This is a genomic window from Arthrobacter sp. 2YAF22_2 (assembly GCF_052114645.1).
GTDB lineage: Bacteria > Actinomycetota > Actinomycetes > Actinomycetales > Micrococcaceae > Arthrobacter.
Genome location: NZ_JBFRFD010000231.1, coordinates 1 through 5,576, shown reverse-complemented (window position 1 = coordinate 5,576; position 5,576 = coordinate 1). Strand labels below are relative to the sequence as shown.

Genomic DNA, 5,576 nt, shown 5'->3' with positions numbered 1-5,576 from the left:
CTTCGTGGCCCTGGTGGCAACGCTGACCGTCATGCCCACCCTGCCGGTGGCCGGCGTGGCCCTGATCGTCGGTATCGACCGCTTCATGAGCGAGGCCCGCGCCCTGACCAGCACGGTCTGCAACATCGTCTCCTGCGTGGCCGTGGCCAAGTGGCAGAACTCGCTGGACACCGTGACGCTGCACCGTGAGCTCAAGGCCGGGTTCGTACCCACCGAGGCCGACGGAGATGCGGCCGACGCCGACGCGGTGCACGCAACGCACGACGCCGGGCACCCGGTGACGGGGAACGCCGTCGACGGCGCCGGGGTGGCAGCGGAGCCGGTCAAGGCACCCCAGCCGGCGTTGGTGCATTAGAAAATCCCACCCTGCCCACGCCCAGCCTCCGGTCGTAAACTGACGGACAGGCCTCGGTGATTGCGGTGCCGGTTGGCCATGACGGCCGGCCGGCACCGCTGCCGTCGGCCCCCCTTGACTGAACGGCCCGGCCGTCCCCACCCGGGCCGCCATCGAGAACTATGGAAAGGCACCCCCATGAAAGCCATCCAGTTTGCAGCACCCGGCGCCTCCTTCGAGACCGTCGAGCGCGATATCCCCGAGGTTCCCCGCGGCCACGTCCTGGTCAAGGTCCACGCCAGCGGCATCTGCCACTCCGACGCCATGGCCGCCGGCGGCTTCGCTTCTTCCTATCCCCGCATCCCCGGCCACGAGGTCGCCGGCACGGTCGAGTCCGTGGCCGAGGGCGTCTCCCAGTGGGAGGCCGGCCAGCGGGTGGGCGTGGGCTGGTTCGGCGGCGCCTGCTTCGAGTGCGACTCCTGCCGCCGCGGTGATTTCATCACCTGTTCGGTGGGCAAGACCACCGGCCTGAGCGCCGACGGCGGCTACGCCGAGTACCTGGTGGCCCCCGCCGATGCCCTTGCCGCTATTCCGGAGGGGCTGAGCTTCGAGGAGGCCGCGCCGCTGATGTGCGCCGGCGTCACCACCTTCAACGGCCTGCGGCACAGCGGAGCCCGCGCGGGCGACGTCGTCGCCGTCCTGGGCCTGGGCGGCCTCGGCCACCTGGGCGTGCAGTTCGCCGCCAAGATGGGCTTCGAGGTCGTGGCGATCGCCCGCGGCTCGGAGAAGGAACCGTTCGCCAAGGAGCTCGGCGCGCACCACTACATCGACAGCACCACGGCCGACGTCGCCGAGGAACTGAAGAAGCTCGGCGGCGCCAAGGTGGTCCTCGCCACCGTCACGGACGCCAAGGCGATGTCCGGCACCGTCGGCGGCCTGGCACCGCGGGGCCGCCTGGTGGTCCTGGGCGTCCCGCACGAATCCCTCGAGGTCAGCGCGGCCAGCCTGGTGATGGGCAGCAGCTCCGTCAACGGCCACGCCTCCGGCACCGCGAAGGACTCCGAGGACACCCTCCGCTTCTCCGCCCTCACCGGCGTCCGGCCGATGATCGAGACCTACCCGCTGGAGAAAGCGGCCGAGGGCTTCGACCACATGATGTCAGGCAAGGCACGCTTCCGCGTGGTCCTGACCACCGCCGCCTAAACGCGACGGGTTAAGCCGCCACAAACTCGCGATGAGTGCGTGCCGCGAGGCAGTACATGGCGCCTGCATCCTCCGGGGCGCGGGCGCCTTTCCGTGGCCAGGGTCGCCGCAGAACCGCCCGGCTGCTTCGCCCTGAGAGGAACCCGGTCCACGCCCAGCATCCGGACGTAAACTGACCTCCGAACCACCGCGCGTGCAGTGTGCGTTAACAAGGTGAGAACCAGGAAAGTGGAGACCGGATGCTCTGGAAACTGCTCGTCGAATACCTGAGGCCGCAGCGCCGGCTGCTGCTCGCCGTCGTCGTCTTCCAGCTGGCGGCGTCTATCGCCTCGCTGTACCTGCCCACCCTGAACGCGGACATCATCGACCAGGGTGTGGCGCGGGGGGACACCGACTACATCATGCGCACCGGCGGGATGATGCTGATGATCACGCTGCTGCAGATCGCCTGCACCATCGCCGCCGTCTACTTCGGCGCGAAGGCCGCCATGGCGCTGGGCCGGGACGTGCGCGGGGCGATCTTCACCCGGGTGGCGGAATTCTCCGAGCAGGAAGTCACCCGGTTCGGCGCGCCCAGCCTGATCACCCGCTCCACCAACGACGTCCAGCAGGTCCAGCAACTGGTGCTGATGTCCGCGACGCTGATGGTCACCGCGCCCATGCTCAGCATCGGCGGTGTCATCATGGCCATCCGGCAGGACGTGCAGTTGTCCTGGCTGATYGCGGTCWGCGTCCCGGTGCTGCTGSTGGCSGTSGGCCTGATCGTSACCCGGATGGTGCCGCTGTTCCGCTTGATGCAGACCCGTATCGACACGGTCAACCGAGTGCTGCGCGAACAACTCACCGGCATCCGAGTGGTCCGCGCGTTCGTCCGCGAGGACATCGAGACCGAGCGCTTCGGCCACGCCAACGCGGACGTCACGGACACCGCGCTGCGCGCCGGGCGGCTGATGGCGCTCGCGTTCCCCACCGTGATGCTGGTCCTGAACGTCTCCTCCGTGGCCGTGATCTGGTTTGGCGCCTACCGGATCGAGGACGGGTCCATGCAGGTGGGCACCATGATCGCGTTCCTGAGCTACCTGATGCAGATCCTGATGTCCGTCATGATGGCCACGTTCATGGCGATCATGATCCCGCGCGCCGCCGTCTCCGCGGATCGGATCGGGCAGGTGCTGGGCACCGAATCCAGCGTCCGGCCTCCCGCGCAACCGGTCAGCCCGTCCGGCGCCGCCCGCGGCGAGCTGGAGATGCTCGACGTCGGCTTCGCCTACCCGGGGGCCGAGGCGCCGGTCCTCTCCGACGTCAGCTTCACCGCCCGCGCGGGGCAGACGACGGCGATCATCGGCTCCACCGGGTCCGGCAAGACCACCCTGGTGAACCTGATGCCCCGGCTCTTCGACGCCACCTCCGGCGCGGTGCTGATCGACGGCGTGGACGTGCGCGAGCTGCACCCGGACTTGCTCTGGGGGCACATCGGCCTGGTCCCGCAGAAGCCGTATCTGTTCTCCGGCACGGTCCGCAGCAACCTGCTCTACGGCAAGCCCGACGCCACCGAGGACGAGCTCTGGCAGGCGCTGGCCATCGCCCAGGCGGAGGATTTCGTCCGCGAAATGGAGGGCGGCCTGGACGCGGCCATCTCGCAGGGCGGCACCAACGTCTCCGGCGGCCAGCGGCAGCGGATCGCGATCGCCCGGGCGCTGGTGAAACGGCCCGAGCTGTACATCTTTGACGACTCGTTCTCCTCGCTGGACACCGCCACGGACGCCCGGCTGCGGCAGGCGCTCAAGCAGCACACCGCCGGCGCCACCCTGGTGATCATCGCCCAGCGGGTCTCCAGCATCGCGGACGCGGATCAGATCCTGGTGCTCGACGACGGCAGGATCGTCGCGCACGGCACGCACGAGGAGCTGCTGGAGACCTCGGAGACGTACAACGAGATTGTGAACTCCCAGCTCGCTGCGGAGGAGGCGGTATGAGCAAGGTCGAATCGCAGACGCCTACGGCGGGCGGGGCTGGCTCCGGCGGAGCATCCGGTGGCGGGGGAGCCTCCAGTCCCGGAGGCCCTGGTGCGGGTGGCGGGGCGGCGCCGGGTTCACCCGGTGCCGGCAAGGAAGCCCCGCTGCGGATTCCCCGCCCGGCCGGCGGCCCCGGCCGCGGCGGCCCGTTCGCCGGGATGAACGTCCCGGCGGAGAAGGCGATGAACTTCTGGCCGTCCGCGAAGCGGCTGCTGGGCGAACTTCGCCCCGAGCGGCTCTGGCTGACGCTGGTACTGCTCCTCGCCGTCGTGAGCGTGACGTTCTCCGTGATCGGCCCGCGGCTGCTGGGCGAGGGCACCAACCTGATCTTCGCCGGCGTCGTCTCCAAGCAGCTGCCCGCGGGGGTGAGCAAGGCGCAGCTGATCGCGCAGCTGCGCGCCGCGGGGGAGAACCAAAAGGCGGACATGCTCAATGCGATGGCGCTGACGCCGGGCACCGGGATCGACTTCACGGCGCTGTCCTCGGTGCTGCTGTGGGCGCTGGCGCTGTACGTGCTGGCCTCGGCGTTCATGTGGATGCAGGCGTACATCCTCAACGGTGTGGTGCAGCGGACCGTGTACCGGCTCCGCGGGCGGATTGAGGCGAAGATCAACCGGCTGCCGCTGCGCTACTTCGACACCGTGCAGCGCGGCGAGCTGCTCAGCCGGGTCACCAACGACGTCGACAACATCTCCCAAAGCCTGCAGCAGTCCATCAGCCAGGCGGTGACCTCGCTGCTGACCGTGGCCGGGGTGCTGGTGATGATGGTGATCCTCTCGCCCACGCTGGCGATCATCGCGCTGGTGACCATTCCGCTGACCCTGGTGACGACGGCGCTGATCGCCAAGCGCTCGCAGAAGCTGTTCGTGGCGCAGTGGAAGAACACCGGCGAGCTGAACGGCCAGATCGAGGAAACGTACACCGGGCACGCGCTGGTGAAGGTCTTCGGCCGGCAGCGCGAGGTGGAGGAGACGTTCCGGCAGAAGAACGCCGAGCTGTACCAGGCGAGCTTCGGCGCGCAGTTCATTTCCGGGCTGATCATGCCGGCCATGACGTTCATCGGGAACCTGGTCTATGTGGGGATCGCCGTGGTGGGCGGCCTACAGGTGGCGTCCGGGGCGATGCAGCTGGGAGACGTGCAGGCCTTCATCCAGTACTCGCGGCAGTTCACCCAGCCGCTGGCCCAGCTGGGCTCGATGGCGAACCTGCTGCAGTCCGGCGTGGCGTCGGCGGAGCGGGTGTTCGAGCTGCTGGACACCGAGGAGCAGCTGACCGACCCGGACGTGCCGGTCAAGCCCGAATCGACGCGCGGGCGGCTGGTGTTCGAGGACGTGTCCTTCGCGTACTCGCCGGACAAGCCGCTGATCGCTTCGCTTTCGCTGGTTGCGGAGCCGGGGCAGACGGTGGCGATCGTGGGGCCCACCGGGGCGGGGAAGACCACCCTGGTGAACCTGATGATGCGCTTCTACGAGCTCGACGCCGGCCGGATCACCCTGGACGGGGTGGACGTGGCGCTGATGTCCCGGCACGAGCTGCGCTCGCGGATGGGCATGGTGCTGCAGGACACCTGGCTGTTCGGCGGGACCATCCGGGACAACATCGCCTACGGCCGGCCTTCGGCTACGGAGGCGGAGATCCTGGAGGCGGCGAAGGCGACCTACGTGGACCGGTTCGTGAAGTCCCTTCCGCAGGGTTATGACACGGTGCTCGATGACGAGGGCGCCAACGTTTCAGCGGGGGAGAAGCAGCTCCTGACCATCGCCCGCGCGTTCCTGGCCCGGCCGTCTGTGCTGATCCTGGACGAGGCGACATCCTCCGTGGACACCCGCACCGAGGTGCTGGTGCAGAAGGCGATGAGCGCCCTGCGCTCCGACCGGACCTCTTTCGTCATCGCCCACCGGCTTTCCACCATCCGCGACGCCGACCTCATCCTGGTGATGGAGGCCGGCCAGATCGTGGAGCAGGGGAACCATGCGGAGCTGTTGGCCGCGGACGGGGCGTACGCGGCGCTGTACGCGGCGCAG

The 5,576-nt window shown here is 69.1% G+C and carries 3 protein-coding genes and 1 pseudogene; all 4 read left to right on the top strand.

The features are described from left to right. Positions 1-355 (top strand): annotated as a pseudogene (locus AB4Y86_RS10800) (hypothetical protein); the annotation flags it as partial. Positions 356-532: 177 nt separating this feature from the next. Continuing rightward, positions 533-1,537, top strand: coding sequence for an alcohol dehydrogenase (locus AB4Y86_RS10795; RefSeq protein WP_441402234.1), 1,005 nt, complete (start codon positions 533-535; stop codon positions 1,535-1,537). A 239-nt stretch (positions 1,538-1,776) separates the two neighbouring features. Further along, positions 1,777-3,513: an ABC transporter ATP-binding protein gene (locus AB4Y86_RS10790; protein WP_441402233.1), complete on the top strand. Its 1,737-nt coding sequence runs from the start codon at positions 1,777-1,779 to the stop codon at positions 3,511-3,513. Further along, positions 3,510-5,576 (top strand): ABC transporter ATP-binding protein (locus AB4Y86_RS10785; protein WP_441402232.1); only part of this gene is annotated, 2,067 nt, incomplete at its 3' end. The genes AB4Y86_RS10790 and AB4Y86_RS10785, both read left to right, overlap by 4 nt.

Coding starts and splice junctions, on each gene's coding strand:
- AB4Y86_RS10795 (WP_441402234.1), top strand. CDS start 533: ATGAAAGCCATCCAGTTTGCAGCACCCGGCGCCTCCTTCGAGACCGTC.